20 protein-coding genes and 1 riboswitch are annotated in these 17593 nt (G+C 58.2%); of the genes, 12 read left to right on the forward strand and 8 right to left on the reverse strand.

All coding sequences use genetic code 11. The features are described from left to right. Positions 1–68 precede the first annotated feature (68 nt). Positions 69–416, reverse strand: a complete 348-nt coding sequence (locus NW839_RS10640) for an STAS domain-containing protein (RefSeq protein ID WP_414351151.1) — start codon at positions 414–416, stop codon at positions 69–71. Between the two features lie 153 nt (positions 417–569). On the opposite strand from NW839_RS10640, the gene NW839_RS10645 reads away from it, so the two are divergent. Then, positions 570–1751 carry a glycosyltransferase family 2 protein gene (locus NW839_RS10645; protein WP_414351153.1) on the forward strand — a complete coding sequence of 394 codons (1182 nt, stop codon included), beginning with the start codon at positions 570–572 and terminating at the stop codon, positions 1749–1751. An 8-nt stretch (positions 1752–1759) separates the two neighbouring features. Here NW839_RS10645 and NW839_RS10650 read toward each other — a convergent pair whose 3' ends face one another. Continuing rightward, entirely contained in the window at positions 1760–2575 is an 816-nt protein-coding gene (locus tag NW839_RS10650; protein ID WP_414351155.1) for a Uma2 family endonuclease, read from the reverse strand. 207 nt (positions 2576–2782) lie between these two features. Here NW839_RS10650 and NW839_RS10655 point away from each other — a divergent pair, with 207 nt between their 5' ends. Then, on the forward strand, positions 2783–3475 hold the full coding sequence (locus NW839_RS10655) for a response regulator transcription factor (RefSeq protein ID WP_414351156.1): 693 nt from the start codon (positions 2783–2785) through the stop codon (positions 3473–3475). A 63-nt stretch (positions 3476–3538) separates the two neighbouring features. Here the strand turns inward: NW839_RS10655 and NW839_RS10660 are convergent, their stop codons facing one another. Continuing rightward, the gene (locus NW839_RS10660) at positions 3539–3688 is read right to left on the reverse strand and encodes a hypothetical protein (protein ID WP_187147255.1); all 150 of its coding nucleotides are present in this window, start codon (positions 3686–3688) and stop codon (positions 3539–3541) included. Between the two features lie 710 nt (positions 3689–4398). On the opposite strand from NW839_RS10660, the gene NW839_RS10665 reads away from it, so the two are divergent. After that, positions 4399–5391: an E3 ubiquitin ligase family protein gene (locus NW839_RS10665; protein ID WP_414380637.1), complete on the forward strand. Its 993-nt coding sequence runs from the start codon at positions 4399–4401 to the stop codon at positions 5389–5391. 33 nt (positions 5392–5424) lie between these two features. On the opposite strand, the gene NW839_RS10670 is transcribed toward NW839_RS10665, so the two are convergent. Further along, positions 5425–5979 carry a DUF4079 domain-containing protein gene (locus tag NW839_RS10670; protein WP_011431843.1) on the reverse strand — a complete coding sequence of 185 codons (555 nt, stop codon included), beginning with the start codon at positions 5977–5979 and terminating at the stop codon, positions 5425–5427. Between the two features lie 239 nt (positions 5980–6218). On the opposite strand from NW839_RS10670, the gene NW839_RS10675 reads away from it, so the two are divergent. From NW839_RS10675 to NW839_RS10715, 9 genes are all read left to right on the forward strand, one after another. Then, positions 6219–6710, forward strand: coding sequence for a phycobilisome linker polypeptide (locus NW839_RS10675; RefSeq protein WP_071818135.1), 492 nt, complete (start codon positions 6219–6221; stop codon positions 6708–6710). A 266-nt stretch (positions 6711–6976) separates the two neighbouring features. Continuing rightward, positions 6977–9379, forward strand: a complete 2403-nt coding sequence (locus tag NW839_RS10680) for a polysaccharide deacetylase family protein (protein ID WP_414351163.1) — start codon at positions 6977–6979, stop codon at positions 9377–9379. A 131-nt stretch (positions 9380–9510) separates the two neighbouring features. Further along, complete coding sequence (locus NW839_RS10685) at positions 9511–9783, forward strand: hypothetical protein (protein WP_414331484.1); 273 nt, start codon at positions 9511–9513, stop codon at positions 9781–9783. Positions 9784–9857: 74 nt separating this feature from the next. Continuing rightward, on the forward strand, positions 9858–10553 hold the full coding sequence (hisIE, locus tag NW839_RS10690; protein WP_414351166.1) for a bifunctional phosphoribosyl-AMP cyclohydrolase/phosphoribosyl-ATP diphosphatase HisIE: 696 nt from the start codon (positions 9858–9860) through the stop codon (positions 10551–10553). 7 nt (positions 10554–10560) lie between these two features. After that, complete coding sequence (locus NW839_RS10695; protein ID WP_414351167.1) at positions 10561–11187, forward strand: DUF1997 domain-containing protein; 627 nt, start codon at positions 10561–10563, stop codon at positions 11185–11187. A 46-nt stretch (positions 11188–11233) separates the two neighbouring features. Continuing rightward, positions 11234–11338: riboswitch (Fluoride riboswitch) on the forward strand. A 110-nt stretch (positions 11339–11448) separates the two neighbouring features. Beyond that, positions 11449–13098 (forward strand): cation:proton antiporter, encoded by a 1650-nt coding sequence (locus NW839_RS10700; RefSeq protein WP_414351170.1) that lies wholly within the window; start codon positions 11449–11451, stop codon positions 13096–13098. Between the two features lie 52 nt (positions 13099–13150). Beyond that, positions 13151–13582 (forward strand): fluoride efflux transporter CrcB, encoded by a 432-nt coding sequence (crcB, locus tag NW839_RS10705; RefSeq protein WP_414351171.1) that lies wholly within the window; start codon positions 13151–13153, stop codon positions 13580–13582. 309 nt (positions 13583–13891) lie between these two features. Then, positions 13892–14236, forward strand: coding sequence for a DUF190 domain-containing protein (locus NW839_RS10710; RefSeq protein WP_011431825.1), 345 nt, complete (start codon positions 13892–13894; stop codon positions 14234–14236). 42 nt (positions 14237–14278) lie between these two features. Then, positions 14279–15448, forward strand: coding sequence for an MFS transporter (locus NW839_RS10715; RefSeq protein ID WP_414351173.1), 1170 nt, complete (start codon positions 14279–14281; stop codon positions 15446–15448). Positions 15449–15570: 122 nt separating this feature from the next. On the opposite strand, the gene gloB is transcribed toward NW839_RS10715, so the two are convergent. The 4 genes from gloB to NW839_RS10735 all read right to left on the reverse strand — a co-directional run bounded on the left by gloB (position 15571) and on the right by NW839_RS10735 (position 17435). Further along, complete coding sequence (gene gloB / locus NW839_RS10720) at positions 15571–16329, reverse strand: hydroxyacylglutathione hydrolase (RefSeq protein WP_414351175.1); 759 nt, start codon at positions 16327–16329, stop codon at positions 15571–15573. A 7-nt stretch (positions 16330–16336) separates the two neighbouring features. Beyond that, positions 16337–16600, reverse strand: coding sequence for a DUF3143 domain-containing protein (locus NW839_RS10725; RefSeq protein ID WP_414351177.1), 264 nt, complete (start codon positions 16598–16600; stop codon positions 16337–16339). A 127-nt stretch (positions 16601–16727) separates the two neighbouring features. After that, positions 16728–17144, reverse strand: coding sequence for a J domain-containing protein (locus tag NW839_RS10730; protein ID WP_414351179.1), 417 nt, complete (start codon positions 17142–17144; stop codon positions 16728–16730). Positions 17145–17255: 111 nt separating this feature from the next. After that, complete coding sequence (locus NW839_RS10735; protein WP_011431820.1) at positions 17256–17435, reverse strand: 50S ribosomal protein L32; 180 nt, start codon at positions 17433–17435, stop codon at positions 17256–17258. Between the last annotated feature and the right edge of the window lie 158 nt (positions 17436–17593).

Raw genomic sequence — 17593 nt, forward strand, 5'->3', positions numbered from 1 at the left:
GAGATAGGCAGGATGCGATCGCTCCTTTCCTGAACCATGTTCAGGAGAGTTCAGCGTGAATGTATCAGCTACGGAAAAGACTCAAGTGCCTTTTCTACAGAGGGGTAGATCTCGTAAATGGCATCCAAGCCGGTGATGGAGAAGAGCAGCTTGACCTGCTCCTGCAGGCTGCAGAACTTGAGTTGATAGCCTAAAGTGCGGCAATGGCGATGCGCCCAAACCAGAACCGACAACCCCATGCTGTCGATCAGGCTAACCTGACTAAGATCCAACAAGAAATGCCCCGGTTTCTCGGTGAGAATTTGGCTTAGCTCTTTCCGTACCTCGCGGGCAATCGCGGCGTTGAGCCTTTCACTGTGCAATTTCACAACCGTAACAGGGGATCCCTTGTGGCTGAGCTGGATGAAGACATCCATGAAAAGCCCGTCAGGTTTGAGGGGGGATGGGCACAGGCACGATGCAACCAGACTGATTTTGAATTGCTAAATCACCATGAGTATGAGTTTGTCCTCCCTGGGCTTCTCTTGCAAGCATTCTTGGACACTTTTCCCTTACAGGTTAGAACTGGCATGAACGGGATCCCTGCCTGGGCTGGAGATGCTGCCGCCCTGAGTCTATTGGTTATGCAAGTGCCGATGCTGGCGGTGCTGCTGGCGCGGCTGCTGCCCTCTTTGCGGCGCCCTTCCCCTCTGCCTCCCGGTCAGCCTGGGATCCCTTTGCAGCCGGGCTTGGTCAGCGTGTTGTTGCCCACCCTCAACGAAGCCGAGCGCATCGATCCCTGCCTGGAAGGATTGCACCAACAGAGCTCCGTCCTGCGGGAGGTGCTGGTGGTGGACAGCCGCTCTCAAGATGGCACCCCCGAAAAAGTGCTGCAGATGGCCAAGCGGGATCCGCGCTTCCGTCTGGTAACCGACGATCCCTTGCCCAACGGATGGGTGGGCCGCCCCTGGGCCTTGCACTATGGATTTCTCCAGTCGGATCCGGCCTCTGAGTGGATCCTGGGCATTGATGCCGATACCCGTCCCCAGCCAGGATTGGTGGAGCGCCTGCTGGAAACTGCCCAGGCCCAAGGTCTGGATCTGATCACCCTGGCACCGCAGTTTATCTTGCAGCACCGGGGGGAAGGCTGGCTGCAACCGGCTCTTTTGGTAACCCTGATCTATCGCTATGGGGCAGCCGGAGACACCGCCACCCTGCCGGAACGGACGATGGCCAATGGGCAATGTATGCTAGTGCGCCGGTCGGTGCTGGAAGCGATGAATGGCTACACAGTGGCGCGGGCTTCATTTTGTGACGATGTGACCCTGGTGCGGCAGATTGCGGCAGCCGGCTTTAAAGTAGCTTTTTACGACGGTCGGCACCTGCTCAAGGTGCGCATGTACACTTCTTTTGGCGAAACTTGGCGAGAGTGGGGCCGATCCCTCGATTTGAAAGATGCCACCCCTGTGGCCCAGTTGTGGGGGGATATGGCGCTTCTCGTCCTGACCCAAGGGATCCCTGGGCTGGCGGCGGTGGGTTTACTGGGCATGATCGGCTTAGGGCTTTCCCTCTCCCTGACGGAGCAATTGCTGTTGGGGCTGAACTTGGGGTTGCTTGCCCTACGGTTGGGTGTGCTCGTGGGGATTCGCGGCTCCTATCAAGACCCCCCCTGGACGTTTTGGATCTCTCCGCTGGCGGATCCCTTGGCCGTTCTGCGGATAATCCTATCTGCCCTCAGCCGGCCCCGCTCTTGGCGCGGGCGCACCTACTAGGAGAGCCCTCAATCGGCTATTGCCTCGGGATCCACGCCCAACTCCCGCAATTTCGCGGCTAGGCGCTGCTGTTCCAGACGGGCTTGTTCGAGAGCTGCCTCTGCCGCCTCGGCCCGTTGCCGTTCCTGTTCAGCCCGCTGCCGCTCCTGTTCGGCCCGCTGCCGCTCCTGCTCTATATGTTCACTCCCCCACAGCAGCAAACTCCCATCGGCAGTCCACCAACGCAACCAGTTGGCTTTGGTCTCGGCTTTTTGTCCCCGCCACACCCCCAAAAACAAGCCAATCTCCGGGATCCAGTAGCGACGGTTTTCATCCGCCGATACAGGGGTATAGCGGCCATTCTCCAGGCGGTAGACATCCAGCTCACCGGTTTTGGGATGAAAGATTACATAGACAGGCACCTGCAAAATGCGCTCGTAGAAATACCATTTTCCATAGGGATAGTGGGGATTGATGGAGTACTCGCCGCCCTCGGTTTCGGAGATGAATTCCATCACAATCGCCGGGGGATCCCCTTCTAGGTGGGGGGTATAGCTGCGGCGGATCTCTCCTTCGGGAATCGGCTGTACTGCGGGCACATAAACCCAGTCGGGGGCTTTCACCACCACCTTGTCCCCGACAGTGCTGCAAAGGCCAAAGTTGGAGGCGATCAAAGCCTGGGCAGGGATCATCTGAGCGAGTTCCAATGCCTCACGCAGAGCAGCAGCCAAAAGGGGCTGTAAGGTGCTTTCCACAGGCTCATCCGGCAAGGGAAAGTCTTCCGGCAGTTTTTCCCATCGAATGGGAGGTAGGGGCGGGGTGAGCCGAACAGGAGAGAGGGTCATGGCTTAGGATACTCATGGTGATAAGGTACATGAATGCCTTTTGAATAACTCAAAGCACTTGCTGATATCAACCCCAGGCAATTCCACAGGGCTGTTGCAGGCTAGGACGGATTCAGTCATCTCGACTGCCAATCCATACGGTTGAGATATGCTTGGGGGCAATGAGCAAGTTTTTCGGCGTCTTCCTTGGATTCAGCAAGAGAGCGTATGCCAGAGCCTGAACCCTCTTCTGCCCACATTCTGGTGATCGAAGATGAAGCTAAGCTGGCTCGTTTTGTGGAAACGGAGCTGACCTGTGAGGGATATCGAGTCAGCGTAGCCAGCGATGGCATGGCCGGGTTGAGGGCAGCCTGCGACCAAAACCCCGACTTGGTGCTGTTGGACTGGATGTTGCCCGGCATCTCAGGTTTGGAAATTTGTCGGCGACTGCGCTCAACGGGCAACCGCGTGCCGGTGGTGTTGATGACCGCCAGAGATGAGGTGGCGGATCGAGCAGCGGGGTTGGATGCCGGGGCGGATGATTACGTGGTCAAACCCTTCAGCATTCAGGAGCTGCTGTCTCGGATACGGATCTATTTGCGGCAGCCAAGGCGATCCCGCGACGGCCAGTTGGTGTTCATGGATCTGATTCTGGATCCCGTAACGCGGGAGGTAACCCGGGGAGAGCGACAGGTGGAGCTGACGGCCAAAGAATACGACCTGCTGCGCTACTTGATGGAACATCCCCGTCAGGTGCTCACCCGCCAACAGATCTTAGAGCATGTGTGGGGCTGCGACTTCACGGGCGACTCCAATATCATCGAGGTCTATATTCGCTACTTGCGCCTCAAGATCGAAGGCCCAGGGGAGAAGCGCCTTATCCAGACGGTGCGCGGGGTAGGCTACGTGTTGCGCGATTGACATGCCCCCCGCCCCAAAGAGCAAGGATTCTGGTTCCTAGTTCTGCGACAGCACTTAGCTGTATCAGGTTTCCCCTCCACGACGGCGGTGCCTATCTCCCCAGTCGTTCCCCCAAGCGCTCCGCGCCGCTAGCGTGAAAGACTTGGCCAAGTGGTGATTTCTCACCAAGTTCTGCACCTGCAAGTCCTCATAAACCACAATGTCGTGAGACATTCCCACACACTGGGCTAGCTCAATAACCCGGTCTCTACGCTGGCGCCAGACTTTGATTTGGTTGAAGTGTACCTCGCCAAGCCGCTTCCTCTACTTGTGGTAGTTGCTGTATTGAGGTTTTACCCCCTTCCTATTCACGCCAGCGGGCCGTGGGCCTAACTTTCTGCTCAGTCTTCTTTGCTGTTGCTTCAATCTCCTTTCGGCACGACGCAAAAACTGGAGACACGGCACAGCTTGCCCACTGCTGTCGCCCACATCCAGCCCCACCACCTGGCCGGTGTACTCTGTCATCCAAGGCTTGGTACTGCGCTGGAGTGGCGTTGAGGAGTTTGGCTTCTCTGACCAGCGTGGGTGTATCTTATTGCAGGTCTAACAGGGCAAAAGCCGTCCTGGAAGGGCGGGGCTTCAGGCCTAGCTTCTTGGTAAAGTTTGGAACTGCCCGCATTCGGGATTGCCTTAAACTTCTCTTAAATCCTGTTTCACAGGTAACTGCTAGCATGAGGCCAACTTCACTCCCACCCCCGGAAAGGAAGGCCTTTATGAACTGGCTGATGCTGCTTGGTCTGCTTTGTCTTCCTGCCTCTCTGTTTTCGTTTGTTGAGTATTTGCGCTCCCAAAGGTTGGTTCAACAGCTCTCTGCAACTCGGTTGCTCAAGATAGCCGAGCTTCGCCATCTCGGTCAGACCAACCCCCAGGCAAAAGGAGCAAACTTGGCTCAAGTTTACGGCAGGGTTGTGTGCGATCGGCCTTTGGTATCGGAACTTTCGCGACAGCCTTGCGTCTACTACAAGTCTGAGATCTCTTGGGAGTATGACGAGATCGAATGCTATCGAAGGTATTTGAATAGCCAAGGCGATGTAGCGTATAGCGAACGGATCAGCGAAGGCGAATATCAGAACGCTCTACGCTTGGGATCCCGAGCAAAATCCTATCCGGGGGAGATGGTCGGGAAAAAGCCCGGCTTGGGCTACTCTGACTCCGGTTCTTTTCAGAAAAGGGTTGATCCCGACTACTCTAATTCTTTTCCACAAAAGCCCAACCCTGGCTACCCCGGTTCCGGTTCTTTCCAGAAAAAGCCTGGTTACCCCGACTACCCCCAGCAGCTTGGCTCTCCAGGCTATCCTCAAAAATCGCCGTTTTCCGAAGTAAGCTCTCCCCAAAAACACTACGCCAACGTGTATTACGATCCGAGCACAGGTCGGGAATATCTCCTTGAAAGAGAGACGAGAACGAGAGACGAAACCCTTCACTCGGTGGTTCGCCAGATCCCTTTTTTCATCGAAGACGAAACTGGAAGGGTGAGGGTGGATCCCACAGGTGCGGAGATAGAGGCTATGTCGGTTGTGGATGAGCATATTTTTCCAGGAAAAGGGCCCAGCCGGTTCAACTTCAATCTCAAGCGCTACCTTTCCGGAGTGAGAACAGAAAATCGCTCCACCCGAGCTTTTATCTATAAGGAATGGGTGATTCCGGTGGATGCGATGGCGTATACCATGGGGCAGGTGCGTTTTGAGGCAGGGGATCCCGTGATCCGAAAACCCCTTTCTGGGGAAAGGTTTATGATTGCCCCCAAATCCCCTGAAGCCCTCTTGGAAGAGCAGCGCTCCAATGCCAGCAGCTACCTGGTGGGATCCGTCGTCCTGCTGGGTATCGGCATTTTCACCGTGCTCCACCTGCTGCAATCCCTGCAGCCTTATCGCTAGTTCCTGCCCAGGCAGAGGGAAGCCTACTGCCACTCACAACGACAAACCCAGCTTGAGCCCAAGCAGGGCATGGGCAAACAGTACACATAGAATGAGGCTGCCCACATAGGCATGGGTGGTGCGCAAAGCAGCGCGGTTGCCCCCAAAGCCGCTGAGGGACAAAGCTCCATTCACCGCCAACAACAGCAACACCAGGGATCCCGTCCAAAAATGGGGGCTGCTCAACAGGGGCTTCCCTTGCATCACCAGAGAAAGAAGGCCGCCAGTGTAGCCCAAGGCAATGAAGGTGGCCATCCAGGGGGCCAATTTGCGGTGGTCAAGCAGAGGCTTCTGGGCCGCTTCCGGCAGGGATCCCTCTGGCGCTGTGGAGGCGGCTGCCAGACGCAAGGCCCGTCCTCGCCACCCAGTCAGGCCGACAAAGCTGCCCATCACCACCACCACGATCCCCATCATCAAGGGGTGACCCCATTGCACAATGGGTTGGGGCAAGTTAAGGCCGGCAAAAAACTGGGCTACGGGCTGCAAGGTGGCGGCTAACCCATCCGAAGCTGCCGACAGATCCGGCAAGGCCAAGCTCAACAGGTTCATGGCGCTCCCTCTACCTCCGCAATAAATCTACAGCTGCTTAACAAATCTACAACACCCCAATTCTAGAATGGGAGGACATCAGTGATCTCCCTCAATTCGTTGAAGGGAGGACGTCAGCTGACCCATGCCAGCGGGAAGCTTCTGGTGGGCACCTGGCAGCGGTAGAATGTCTGACGATGAAGCTGTGGTTGTGGGCGGCTCTCCCGCCACTGAGTGCTGAGCAAAACGGAGTTGTTGAGATGGCCAAGTTGTTGTTGGGGGATCAAGCCTTTGAGGTCGAGCTGCTGACGGATGTGCCCACCAATTGGCCGGGAATTAAAGTCATGTCTAAGGGGGCCAAGCTGGACATTCCAGCGGGAACTGTGGTGAAGGTGGAGGCCGAGGATGACCACATAGCCGGCTCCTATAAGGTGGTCTATCGTTTGGCGCCTGCCTATCCCCGCAGCTGGCGGCTACTCCTGGAGCGGGAGAGCGTCGCCACGGCGCCTCAGGTGGCATCGGCTCCAGAACCAGAGGTTGCTCAGGCCAGCAGCTCAGAAGGAGGGCTGCCCAATAGCGATAAAATCTTCGCCATCAAGGTATCCGGCCTCGTGGGAGGAGGTGTGCGCAGAAGTGTTGTCGAGTACAAAGTGCCCTTCAGCCGCCTTTCCCAAGAAGTGAAACGGATCACCCAAATGGGAGGCAAGATCGTCAGCATTGCCGAGTCCAATCTGCTAAGCACCCTTGAGTAGCGGGCGGCTTCCTGGGAGGTTCTGGGTTCTTTCAGGCCACCCGTCCAGGCCGTTCTGGTTCAAACAATTTCAACGAGGGATCCCTGTAGAAAGCATGCGGCGATTTCTCCCCTATCCCCAACTTGAGGATGGGGTGGTAGGCTGGCGTTGGTTTTGCCGTTGCCTGGAAGGCTGCCTTTTCCTGCTGTCCTGGGGGTGGGCTTTGGGTAGGAAAAGGCGTTCCGGCGAGGGCTGAGCTTTTGCAATTGGGAGTGGGGAGTGAGGCCATGACATCTCGACGACAGCCGACGCGCTTGGGAGGGTCGATGCCCCAAGGCCATGCAGGCTTTGGGTCAGCAAGGGGATCCCAGCCGTACCCCTCGCCCACTCCACGACAAAGCTTTTCCTCTTCCTCTCGACGTCCGCTGGCCAAGTCTCGACCGAGGTTACTCCCCTTCTTAAGCTTGCTGGTGATCCTGCTGGGATTTGGGGCTGGGGCCCTGGTGGCCTGGGCAACTGCTCATCCCGACTGGGTCAGCCGCCTGCCGGGGCTCTCGCCACCTCTAGCGGAGATCCCTGCCCCCCGCGCCCACGCTAAAGCGGCTCAACAGCGCTTGCCCATCTCCTTAGAGACCCAACTGGAGCGGGATCCCTTTGCTTTGGATCCCTTGGCCAGCCTTTCTTATGTGCCCGCCATCATGTATCACGATGTGGTGGCTGGCCGCAAGCAGGTCTGGTTCGACACTACGGCGGCGGAGCTGCGGCAACACTTTGAGGCCATTAAGCAGGCGGGGTTGACCCCCATCCACATCGACCAACTGTACAAACACCTGCGGGACGGGGATCCCTTGCCCGAAAAAGCCATTTTGCTCACTTATGACGACGCCTACCTGGGCCTGTACGAGAACGCCTACCCCCTTTTGAAGGAGTACAACTACCCCGCCACCTACTTTGTGCAAACCGGCTTTGTCGGCGTGCCCACCAGCAAGGATCACTTCACCTGGGATCAGATGCGGGAGATGGATGCCAGCGGGCTGATTGACTTTGCCGCCCATACCGTCAACCATCCTCCTGATCTGCGGGTGCTAGACGATGCCCGCCTACGGCGAGAGGTGTTTGACTGCAAGGCCAAGTTGGAGCAGGAGCTGGGCCACCCCATCCACTACTTCGCCTATCCCGAAGGCAACCGGGACGAGCGGGTGAAGCAATACCTGGCCGATGCCGGTTACCGGATGTCTTTTACGATGGATCCCGGTTTTACAGGACAATCGCCCAACTTGCTGGAGGTGCGACGCTTTAACCAGTTTCGCCTCACCGAGGCCATTCTTGGCGCCCGCACCTTTAGCCTCAGCCGCAGCCTCGACTACTGGCTGGATGTGACGCAGCCTCTGGCTCTGACCGACGAGATCATTGACGGGGTGCGGGTGCTCACCATCCGCGGCGGACGGGCAGCCACAGTGCACGCAGAACGGCGCTACGAAGTCAGGACGTTGGTCCAGCGCTACCAGGCCGATGCTGGCATTAACGGCAGCTTCTTCTCCATCCCCTGGATCAACTCCGCCAGCAACGTCATGGTGGGGCCGGTGATGGCTGCCAACCACAAGACCTTCATCCCCGGTCGCCCCGAAGATGACCAGGCAATCCGCGGCCGGCCGCTGGTGCTGCTGGGCAGGGATCGCCTCCGCTTTGTGCCCTTTGATCCCGACACCATGACCCACTTGGAGAACATCCGCCAGTTGATGCCGGATGTCACAGATCTGTTTGTGGCCGGTCTATGGCTGGTTAAGGATGGCCATGCCCTCTCTCCGGCGGAGATCAACTCGTTCCGCCTTGCCAGCGCTGCTGAGTTTCGCCCCAGAGCTTTCTTTGGGGTAGATGACCAGGAGCGGGTGGTGATCGGAGTTACCAAAACCCACGTCAACGCCGCCATCCTGGCCAGTCTGCTGCCCAAAACCGGGATCCGGGAAGCCGTGCTGCTGGACTCTGGCTTTAGCACCTCCCTGGTCTACCAAGGGGAGATCCTCGCCACCGGCCATGCCGGTCCCAACCAGCCCAGCCGTCCTGTGCCCCATGCCATCTTGCTCTACGACCTGACTCGCCTTTGGCGGGAGGATCCCCATCCCGAGGCCAAGGCTGGCTCTGAGGGAGATCGGCTGGAAGGGCTGGTGCAACTTTTGCCGGCTAGCGACCAAGATGCAGCCAAAGCCCAGCTAGAGAGCGTCTTGGCCAGCCAACGCACTTTGAGGCGGGGGGATCGGGGGGCGGCGGTGGTGGCGGTGCAACTGGGGTTGAGCCACCTGGCCACTCAGCAGGGACGGCTGGATCTACTCCCTTCGGGCCCTGATGGGGTGTATGGTCAAGAGCTGGCCCAGGCAATGGCGGAATTGGTGCTAAAAGAGCCCAGCGATGGGTCAGAACCTGTTGCTGAGGGATCCCTTCCTCAAGCCACCCCTACCCCCCTGGTGGCCGGAACGGCGACAGCCCGCCAAGGGGTGGACATCATCGATGCTCAACTGCTGCGGCGTCTGCTGGAGCGCGTTAACTTGGCCTCTCCCTCGGTACTGGTGGATACGCGCTTGGAACGGTCAGCCTTGCTCCTAGAGCGCAAGCCGGAGCGTAAGCTGCTGCCCAGCGCTTCTGTCCAACCCCACACCGGTGCTCCCAGCCCGACCTCCGGGTTAAGTCGGTAATCTGCGATACAGCCATTCCGCAACAGAGGGTCTATCCTGGCCGAAGAAGTCCGGCTTGCCTCTAGCCCTGGGGGCTAAGTTTGCTGTTTACCCTGCCGGTGGTGCTTAGGAGAGGTGTGCTGAGGGAGGTCATGACATCTGCTGCTGAAGGGGGGGCCGAGAACCCTGGGGCGACCTGGGTAATGGAGAAGCGGATTCTCGGCAACCCGGCTGATCCCCTGCGGTCGGCTGCCCAGCTCGAGCCGGGCATGTGGGTACGGCTGTTGTATCCTCCTTCTGTTAAGGGGAGGCTGGGGATCGTCCTCACCCGTGAAAACCGCGACCGCTGGCTGGTGACTCTGGCCGGTGAGGGAGAAGAGGTGGTCCTGTCCCTGGCGGCACGGGAACTGGTACCCCTTGGCTGAGGTTGTCAAGGATATCTTGGCGAGGGCTGGTTCTGTTATCCTGCTCTCAATGCGGTTTTTCAGGTCGCTGCTCTATGGTTGCTGCTCTGGCCTTCAACCCTTCCTCGGATCCCCCTCGATCGCTTCTGCCCGAGGAGATCACCTGGCTGGGCAGCCTCACCTACAATGAACAGGGCCTGATCCCGGCCATCGTGCAGGACTACCTGGACGGAACAGTGCTGATGATGGCCTGGATGAACCGGGAATCGCTGCAAAAAACCCTGGAAACAGGCCGCACCTGGTTTTGGAGCCGCTCGCGGCAGGCGTTGTGGCCCAAGGGGGAAACTTCTGGCCATGTGCAGTGGGTCAAGCAAATCCGCTACGACTGCGACGGCGACGCCCTGGTCATCCTGGTGGAGCAGGTGGGGGATGCAGCGTGCCACACGGGAGCGCGCAGTTGCTTCTTCCGCCCACTGCCAGGGGATCAAAGGGATCCCATCCCGGCAGCAGATACTCTGTCTCAGGTGTTTGCCGTGGTCAAGGCCCGCCAGGCAGATCCCCGTCCCGATTCCTACACCAGCAGCTTGCTAGCCAAGGGGGAAAATGCCATTTTGAAGAAACTTGGCGAGGAGACGGCTGAGGTGGTGATGGCGGCTAAGGATCAAGACCGCGTGGCTTTGGCCCGTGAGATGGCCGACCTCTGGTACCACTGCCTCGTGGCCCTTGCTCACTATCAGGTAGATGTTAGGGATGTCTATCGCCAGCTCCAAGCCCGCCGTTCCGCCAAGTGAAAGGGCCATGTCCCCCGAAGGCGGCGCCCCTGATCTTCTGGATCCCTCCCTGGACAAAGCCCACCTGGATTTACAAGCCGCGCGCTGTGGCCAAGTGGATCTGGAAACCGATCGGGAGACCTTGGCCCGTTACCTGAGAGGCCATGCCCAGTGGATCCAGCGGTGCTTCAGGCCATTGCAGGTGGAAGCTTTGTCCGCCGAGACCTACCGGCTGCAGTTTTTTCGCATGGGCGGCCTTGGGTTTGAGCTGGAGCCCAGTTTTGGGGTGAGGATCTGGCCGGATAAAGATTACCGGTTTTGTCTGACCTCGATTGAGTTGCCCGGCGATGAAGGAATGCCTTACCGGGTCAGCTGCCAAGCCGATTTCCAGCTGGAGGAGCTGCAGGGATCCCTGAAAGACCTGCCCACAACTCGTGTTCACTGGTCTCTTCATCTGGAGATTGGGCTGGCTTTGCCTAAGTTTTTGCAGGTTTTGCCCCGCAAGTTGGTTTATCGGGTGGCCCGTCAAGTGGTGCAGCAGGTAACCCGCGGCCTCAGCGATCGCTTTACCGACAATGTCTGCCGGGATTTCTACCGCTCCATTGGCCGTCCAGATTGCCCCTATCGCCTAGTTGTTGTGGAAGAGAAAGCATGATACCCTGCAAGCGGGATCAGTTGCCGGTCGGCTTTTGAGCCTTGCTCCGGCAACCGGTGATGGAGTTCACCGCAACCGCCTCGCACCGATTCAGAATTCTTCTGGGATTGTTCTGACATCCAAGGCTGAGGCTGATGACTCCTACACTTCTGGGGGTATCCAGGGGGTAGGAGTTTTTGGCTTTGCGTCCGCACTCCCCAGAGGCTCTCCCCCCTGGGCTGCCCTTCAACACCCTGACGACAAGGAGATGAGGATCTGTTGATGCTGGGCAGTTGGCTGTGGATCTTGGTGATGGGCTTTTTTGTCGGCCAAATCGTGGGTCGGCTGGGGATGCCCCCCCTGCTGGGGATGATCCTCGTGGGGATCTTGCTGGGAGATGTCCTATCCCCGGAGGTGCTGGCAGCGGCGGGGGATCTGCGGGTGGTGGCGGTGATGATCATTTTGATGAAGGCGGGCCTGGGGCTGGATCGGGAGAAGCTGGCCCAGCAGGGATCCGTGGCGCTGCGGCTGGGGTTTTTGCCGGCAGCCTGCGAGGCGGTGGCGGTGGCCCTGTTGAGCACCTGGATCCTGGGGTTGGACTGGCCTACCGGTTTGCTGTTGGGCTGCGTGATTGGGGCGGAGTCGCCAGCCGTGATCGTGCCGGGGATGTTGCGCCTCAAGAGTTTGGGCTGGGGAGTAACCAAAGGGATCCCGGATGCCATTTTGACCGGCAGCGCCCTTTCCGATGTGCTGCTGCTCTTAGGGTTTAGCCTGTTGCTCAGCTTTTTGGGCCAGGGCTCTGCAGAGAGCGTTCGCCTGCTGGGGCTGGAGCTATCGCCGCTGCAGTGGCTGCCGTTCCAAGTGGGGATGGAGATCCTGCTGGGCATAGCCATAGGCTACCTGGGGGCGCGGGTTCTGGTGTCGCTGCTAACCCAACAAAACTGGACCCGCAACAGCGTCCAGGAAGCGCTGCTGGCTGCCTGTATGGCCCTGGGGCTGGTGCTGGCACCGCAGGTGTGGCCCTATTTTTCCGGCTATTTGGCGGTGATGGCCCTGGGGTTCTTTCTAATTGAGCTGGATGCCCCCTTGGCGCGGCGGCTGCGAGGTGGGTTCGATGCCCTCTGGACGGTGGCGGAGATCGTGTTGTTTGTGCTGTTGGGAGCGTCGCTGGATCTGGGGGTGCTGGGATCCGTGTTTTGGCCGGGCTTGCTGCTCTTGACCTTGAGTCTGCTGCTGGGGCGGGGCTTAGGTTGGTGGCTTTCCACTCTGGGAAGCAATTGGAACGGGCGGGAGCGGCTGTTTTTGCTACCGGGCAACATGGCCAAGGCGACGGTGCAGGCGGCTATTGGTGGGATCCCTTTGGCCCAAGGGATCCCCGGTGGGGAGATCATTTTGGCTTTGGCGGCTCTGTCGATTTTGGTCACGGCCCCCCTGGGTGCTTGGCTGACCCAGGTGTGTGCTCCCCGGCTTTTGGAAAAAGGAGAGGTGGATCCCACCAAGGTAGGCAGCCAGGGCAAGGTGAGCTTTTTGGCAGCGGTGGACACCTCCCCTTTGGCCGAAGCCGTGCTGCGCAAGGTGGCCGATTTGGCGCGGCGGGTGGATGGGGAAGTGATTGTGTTGCATGTTACCGATAAGCCGCAGGGGAAAGGGGTAGAACTGTTGCGGCAACTCACCCAGCGTCTTTTGGCGGATATTCGCCACCAGTTTTGCTTGGCCTCGGGGCCCTTGGCAGAGACCATCGTAACCCTAGCTCAGGAGCGGCAGGTAACCGACATCGTCATGGGCAAGCGGGGCCACCGCGGCTGGGAGCAGGTTTTGGTGGGATCCACTTCCCAAGCGGTGTTGGAAACCAGCCCGATTCCGGTAATTTTGGTAGAGGAAGAGGACTTCAAGAGAAGCAGGATCCCTATCTCTGAGGGCAGAAAAAGCTAAGGATCCCACCTTTTCCGTAGGAAGTTCTGGGAACACAGTTCAAGGAGAATAGATGCGCTTGCAATCGGTGTGGGCTTACCTAAACCATGGCTTGGTCTCTCCCAGTTTGAGAGTTCCGTTTGCGGTTGCGTTGGGGGCTATTGGCGGATCCCTGAGTCGCTACTATCTATCCCTCTGGTTTGCGGAGCGATTTGGCCCTAGCTTTCCCTACGGAACCCTGTTCATCAACTTATCGGGTTGTGTGGTCATGGGTTGGTTCATGACCGTGGCTATGGAACGCCCTGAGATCTCACCGGAAATTCGCCTGCTGTTCGGGGTGGGATTCCTGGGTTCCTACACCACCTTTTCTACCTATGAACTGGATACCTTTAGCCTCTGGCAGCAACATCGCTTTGCTACTGGGCTTGTCTATTGGCTCGGTTCTTGCCTATTTGGAGCCTTGGCTATGGAGCTTGGGATCCTGTTGGCACGATTGTGGCGATAACGTTTAACGTAACCCCTATCAATCAGCAATCTATCCATCCAAAAGCCAGGTGCAGCAACTGGTCATTTTGGGCAATAACTTTTTTCTTAAAAGCACCGGGATCCCCACTAGTCAACCCCCTGGAATTTCTTATCTTAAGGAGCACTCTTCACCAAAGCAATATACAGTTTTTCCAGCGTTACTCACTACAGCCAATGCCAGCCAATCTCTTGCCTGACAAGGATCCCACTTCACTGTAGACTTTATGTGAAGCGGAAAAATCTGTAACCATGACAATCGCAACAGCCCAAAGACAAAAGGGATACAAGTATGCTAGATGATGAACCAGAAGTTTATAAATTGGATATTTACATCGGCGAGTCAGACCGTTGGCAAGGGAAGCCTCTCTACCTGGCTCTGCTGGAGCTAGGTCGTCAGCGTGGGCTAGCTGGTGGTACTGTGGTGCGAGCTATTGCTGGCTTTGGTCGAAACAGTCATATTCGCAGCAGTAACCTTCTAGAGCTTTCCACAGATCTGCCCATTTTGGTAACTTTCATCGACACGCCGGAAAAAATCAAAGCCTTTCTACCGGAAGTAAAAACTCTGATGCATGACGGTCTAGTTACTTGCCATAGGGTACAAGTATTCCATCATGTTCCTCATCAACAACAATAGTCCAGATCTGAAAATAGATTCCCCATTGCCAAGGAGCTGGTTATGCCCGATTCCCCTTCTGCCCTGCGCTTTATTGTTTTGCTGGGGATCGTCAGCCTCTGCGCCGATGCCACCTACGAAGGGGCACGCAGCATTTCTGGAGCTTTTTTGGGATCCCTGGGGGCCAGCGGCACGGTGGTGGGCTTGGTGGCGGGCGGGGGTGAATTGTTGGCCTATGGATTGCGTCTGGGGATTGGGGTTTTGAGCGATCGCACTGGGCGCTACTGGCAGCTCACCACCCTGGGTTATGGCATCAATACACTGGTGATCCCCGCTCTGGCTTGGGTGGGCAGTTGGCCTTTGGCGGCCTTGCTGTTGTTGACGGAACGAACTGGCAAAGGGATCCGCACTCCGCCGCGGGACGTGTTGCTTTCTCATGCAGCCCTGCAGGTGGGACGGGGCTTGGGGTTTGGCCTGCATGAGACCCTAGATCAAATTGGGGCAGTGGCAGGGCCGCTGTTGGTGGCGGCAGTTCTGAAAGTCGGCTATGGCTTCCGGGGTGGGTTTTTGGCCTTGGGGATCCCGGCGGCAATAGGACTGGGGGTTTTGGGGCTGGCGCAATGGCTCTATCCCAGCCCACGAGACTTCGAGCCGGAGCCGGAGATGACTCCAGCAAAAGGCTTGCCCAAAGTTTTCTGGCTGTATCTTTTGGCAGCAGCCTGTGTGGCTATGGGGTTTGCGGATTTTCCCCTCATTGCCCTGCATCTGCAACAACAGTCAGGGAGCGATGGGGCAGGGATCCCTTTGCTCTATGCCCTGGCCATGGGGGTGGATGCCCTGGCCGCCCTGGGATGTGGCTGGCTGTTCGACCGCGTGGGGCTGTGGAGCTTGCTGGGAGCGGTGGCGGTATCGGCTGGATTTGCGCCGCTGGCCTTTTCCGGTACCTATGCTCTGACGGTGCTGGGCATGGTGCTCTGGGGGATTGGTTTGGGGGCCCAAGAATCCATCATGAAGGCGGCGGTGGCCGGTATGGTAGCTCCCGAGACGAGGGGCTTTGCCTTTGGCCTGTTTACCAGTGTCTATGGATTGGCTTGGTTTGTGGGCAGCGCCCTGATGGGGGTGCTTTACGATTTCTCCCTGACTGGCTTAGTGCTCTTTTCGGTAGTCACTCAAGGGCTGGGGGCGGCTATCCTGCTGGCTCTAGTGTCCAGGAGGCAGGCCGAGGTGGGCTGATGAAAAGCCCCTGCACCAGATTACGGTGCAGCTCTTCGGGGGTTTCGTTTGTGCTAGTGGTGAGGAGCACCATCCCCTCAGGTTTTGGGCCACCTCCAGGAGCTTTTGTCAGAACCCGATTTTCAGAACTGATCCTTCATACCGCGCAGGCGAGCGAAGACCCGCACCGGATCCTGAGCTCCGGTGGCTGCCTGCAAAGCCGGCTGATCCCAACGCAAGAAGGGATTGGTGCGGCGTTCCTCGCCAATGGTGCTGGGGACAGTCGGGGATCCCGTCTGGCGCAGGGCAGCCACCTGCTGATAACGCGCCTGCAGGTCGGGGTTGTCTCCATCCACTGTCAGGGCAAACCTGAGATTGTTCAAGGTGTATTCGTGGGCACACCACACCCGTGTGGCTTCCGGCAACTGCCGCAGTTGATCCAGGGATCCCACCATCTGCTCCGGCGTGCCTTCAAACAGCCGCCCGCATCCCCCGGCAAACAGGGTATCGCCACAGAAGAGATCCCCACTCTCGGAAAAGTAGTAGGCAATATGGCCGCGGGTATGGCCGGGCACAAACAGCACCTTTGCTAGCCGACCCGCAAACTCCACTGTTTCCCCTGCCTTGAGCTCCACCGTCTGGCCAGGGATCCGCCCCCGATCCACCTGGCTGCCATAGACTCTGGCACGGGGATAGCGCTCCAAAAGCTGTCGGTTGCCCCCCACGTGGTCGTGGTGGTGGTGGGTGTTGAAAATGGCCACCAACTCCGCCCCCAGCTCGGCCAGCTTTTCCAACACGGGCTCAGCCACTGCCGGATCCACCACGGCTGCTGTTGCAGTGTCGGGATTGTGGAGCAGGTAGATGTAGTTATCGCGCAGGGCAGGCAACTGGAGAACGCGCATGGCTCGGCTAACTCTCAAAAATGGCCTGTTCTACGTCTTGCCGGCTGAGGGAATAGGGAAAAGATAAAGTTTTCGTGTTGCCGTCTGGGTAGGTGTATCGCACCCAAATGCTGGTTTCTTCCAGGCGCAAAATGGCTTTCCAGCCAGGCCGTTCGCAAAACCACTGCTCCACATCCTGCGGGTCGCGGGTGCAGCCCTGATCCTCTAGCCAGCGTTCGATGATGTGGAGGGGGTGATTATACAGGGGCGTGGTTGCAGGAGGCAAAGGCATGGCGAGATTCAAGAAAAGCAATCAAACCCTAGAGTCAACGGGCTATGTTCATTCAAGCACTCCTGATCCAGAATCCGAAAACTCGATCCCAATGTCCTACCGAAGAGGGCAGGAAATGCTCGCAGAATCAGCTTGCCCCACTCTCTCGCAGCCAAGCGAGGACACCTGCCAGTAGCAAACACACGACTAGGGTGGATCCCATCAGCAGCAGGGCACACAGCTCGCCAGCCGAAAGTGGGCGGGTTTCCATACGCAGCTCTAGAGAATCGGCACCAAGGGATCCCGGCATGCCCAGAGATCCCGTGTTGGCGGTCACCGCCCGTAAGCTGGCATCGTAGATGGCCCGTTTCGCCGGGTTGCTAAGGACAAGGTAGGCCTCCTGCAACTCTTGGAAGCAGCGAATGGCCACTTCCGGAGCCAGGGGAGAAGTATCGGGATGGTAGCGCTTGCTCAATTGCCGGTAGGCCCGCCGGATGGCCTCAGGAGATGCCCCTGGAGACAGACCCAGCCGTTGGTAGTAGGTGAGGGAAGTCAAGGAGCGCATGCAACCTATGGAGGAGCAAGACTACAGGGGCAGCAAAACCGCTTTCAGGGGAGCACAGCTCTAGTCCAGTGTAATCACTCGCGCAGACACCGGGATCCCTGCAGCAAGCCTCTATTCTTCCTCATCCTCTTCAGACTTAGCTTTGGGATAGTAGAAACCGGTGTTGCGACCGCTGAGAATGGCGCGCCCAATGGTCATGGCTCGCTGGGCCTGGAGCTTAGCTTTGCCCAGCCAGACGGCGTAGCGCCTGCGACTGCGGGCTTTAGAAGTTTTCTTCTTAGGAACAGGCATGGCTTCGCACAAAAACACAGCCTTACTAGGCTAGCATTGAGGCTGCGCTGCCGATCCCAGCTTTATTCAGGCAAGTAGCCTATCAGTGGTTGACCAAAAGGCGCGGCAAGCCCCGTCCTTCAGGGCAGGGAAGGATAGCGCCGACCGTAGCCGACGCC

The sequence above is a fragment of the Synechococcus sp. R5-15 genome (assembly GCF_047462035.1).
Classification (GTDB): Bacteria; Cyanobacteriota; Cyanobacteriia; order Thermostichales; family Thermostichaceae; genus Thermostichus.

What these genes read in the sequence shown, in the direction of transcription:
- NW839_RS10695 (WP_414351167.1), top strand. Translation starts at nt 10,561, where the DNA reads ATGTCCCCCGAAGGCGGCGCCCCTGATCTTCTGGATCCCTCCCTGGAC.
- NW839_RS10680 (WP_414351163.1), top strand. Translation starts at nt 6,977, where the DNA reads ATGACATCTCGACGACAGCCGACGCGCTTGGGAGGGTCGATGCCCCAA.
- NW839_RS10640 (WP_414351151.1), bottom strand. Translation starts at nt 416, where the DNA reads ATGGATGTCTTCATCCAGCTCAGCCACAAGGGATCCCCTGTTACGGTT.
- NW839_RS10735 (WP_011431820.1), bottom strand. Translation starts at nt 17,435, where the DNA reads ATGCCTGTTCCTAAGAAGAAAACTTCTAAAGCCCGCAGTCGCAGGCGC.
- NW839_RS10725 (WP_414351177.1), bottom strand. Translation starts at nt 16,600, where the DNA reads ATGCCTTTGCCTCCTGCAACCACGCCCCTGTATAATCACCCCCTCCAC.
- NW839_RS10645 (WP_414351153.1), top strand. Translation starts at nt 570, where the DNA reads ATGAACGGGATCCCTGCCTGGGCTGGAGATGCTGCCGCCCTGAGTCTA.
- NW839_RS10700 (WP_414351170.1), top strand. Translation starts at nt 11,449, where the DNA reads ATGCTGGGCAGTTGGCTGTGGATCTTGGTGATGGGCTTTTTTGTCGGC.
- crcB (WP_414351171.1), top strand. Translation starts at nt 13,151, where the DNA reads ATGCGCTTGCAATCGGTGTGGGCTTACCTAAACCATGGCTTGGTCTCT.
- hisIE (WP_414351166.1), top strand. Translation starts at nt 9,858, where the DNA reads ATGGTTGCTGCTCTGGCCTTCAACCCTTCCTCGGATCCCCCTCGATCG.
- gloB (WP_414351175.1), bottom strand. Translation starts at nt 16,329, where the DNA reads ATGCGCGTTCTCCAGTTGCCTGCCCTGCGCGATAACTACATCTACCTG.
- NW839_RS10730 (WP_414351179.1), bottom strand. Translation starts at nt 17,144, where the DNA reads ATGCGCTCCTTGACTTCCCTCACCTACTACCAACGGCTGGGTCTGTCT.
- NW839_RS10650 (WP_414351155.1), bottom strand. Translation starts at nt 2,575, where the DNA reads ATGACCCTCTCTCCTGTTCGGCTCACCCCGCCCCTACCTCCCATTCGA.
- NW839_RS10715 (WP_414351173.1), top strand. Translation starts at nt 14,279, where the DNA reads ATGCCCGATTCCCCTTCTGCCCTGCGCTTTATTGTTTTGCTGGGGATC.
- NW839_RS10685 (WP_414331484.1), top strand. Translation starts at nt 9,511, where the DNA reads ATGACATCTGCTGCTGAAGGGGGGGCCGAGAACCCTGGGGCGACCTGG.
- NW839_RS10710 (WP_011431825.1), top strand. Translation starts at nt 13,892, where the DNA reads ATGCTAGATGATGAACCAGAAGTTTATAAATTGGATATTTACATCGGC.
- NW839_RS10655 (WP_414351156.1), top strand. Translation starts at nt 2,783, where the DNA reads ATGCCAGAGCCTGAACCCTCTTCTGCCCACATTCTGGTGATCGAAGAT.
- NW839_RS10660 (WP_187147255.1), bottom strand. Translation starts at nt 3,688, where the DNA reads ATGTCTCACGACATTGTGGTTTATGAGGACTTGCAGGTGCAGAACTTG.
- NW839_RS10675 (WP_071818135.1), top strand. Translation starts at nt 6,219, where the DNA reads ATGGCCAAGTTGTTGTTGGGGGATCAAGCCTTTGAGGTCGAGCTGCTG.
- NW839_RS10670 (WP_011431843.1), bottom strand. Translation starts at nt 5,979, where the DNA reads ATGAACCTGTTGAGCTTGGCCTTGCCGGATCTGTCGGCAGCTTCGGAT.